The organism is Cupriavidus sp. 01L46 (genome assembly GCF_056399905.1).
On the sequence record NZ_JBFTSF010000597.1, the window covers coordinates 1 to 1,361 of the forward strand.

Genomic DNA, 1,361 nt, shown 5'->3' on the forward strand with positions numbered 1-1,361 from the left:
GGCTGCCGATTTCCCCGCTGTGCCGGCGCGCCGCCCGCGCCGGCGCGACACGCTCTCCCATGCCGCTACCACGCACATCACAGCGCTGGTCAGGCCGCCTGCCATCAGCAGGTCGGTCAACGGGGCCACCGGCACCAGCAAGGCCAGCAGCCCCAGCCCGACCAGGTGCGAGAGCGGGATGTTCCCGTAGATCACCCGCTTATAGAGCGCGTTGCCGATCAGGTAGATGGCCGGGCCGGCTAGCAGCAGCGTGCCGGACGCCATGCCGACGTGGTGGTCCGGCTCCGCGATCACCAGGTCGTCGGCCGCCGCGCTGACGATGATGCCGGCGATCAGCAGCACGTGCACGTAATGCAGGTAGGCGGCCATCTGGCCCGGCTCGCGCGCGTGCTCCAGCGCGTGGCTGGCGGCCTCGGCGCTGGTATCGAAATACACCCACCACATCGCCACGCTGCCCAGAAAGCAGACCAGCACCGCGATCACCACCGGGATATCCCACTGGCTGGCGCTGCCCAGCGTGCCGCCGGTGACCAGCACGGATTCGCCCAGCGCCAGGATCACGAACAACTGGCAACGCTCCGCGATATGCCCGCCATCGGCGCTGCGCCAGTCGGCAAAGCTGGAGCGTCCCAGCCCCGGCATGGCGAAGCCGGCCATGGGCGAGACATATTCGCAGGCCACCGCCAGCAGCCACAGCAGCAAGCGCAGCTCGCCCGCCGCGATGCCGCCCGCAATCCACAGCGCGCCGGAGATGGCCAGCCAGCAGCCCATGCGCCGGAAGTTGGCAAACAGCGGATGGCCGCGGCCCAGCATCAGCAGGACCGCCACCGTGCGTCCGACCTGGATGCAGACATAGGACAGCGCAAACAGCAGGCCGCGCGCGCCAAAGGCCTCCGGCAGGCTGGCGGCCATCAACAGCCCGAGTGCCATCACCGCGAACAACAGCAGCCGCACCGGCATGGCATCGGGATCGAACCAGTTGGTGACCCAGCAGGTGTATTGCCAGCCCAGCCAGACCGCGAACCAGAGGATCAGCGTCTGCAGCGCGCCCCCTGGGCCGGGATGGTGAAGCAACAGGTGCGACAGCTGCGTGATGGCAAAGGCGTAGATCAGGTCGAAGAACAGCTCGCCTTCGGTCACGCGGGCTTTGCTGCCATCGCGCGCTCGCAACAGGCCGGCACTGGTGCTTGGGTTCATGGCAAAAGCTCCTCCCGTTCTCCGTGCGGGAAATTTGCCACAGTTCGGGGAGAAACGCACCAGAAGCCTGTGGGGCCGGGTTGCTACCCGGCTATGCCAGCGGCCGGCCCGGCGTGGCCGACGCCGCGGCCTCGGCCGCCCGCCGCACGGCCGCCGGGTAGCGC

1 protein-coding gene is annotated in these 1,361 nt (G+C 69.0%); it reads right to left on the reverse strand.

The features are described 5' to 3' along the window. On the reverse strand, positions 1-1,197 hold a 1,197-nt coding region (locus AC1DS3_RS38725), incomplete at its 3' end, for a low temperature requirement protein A (RefSeq protein WP_477109666.1). Between the last annotated feature and the right edge of the window lie 164 nt (positions 1,198-1,361).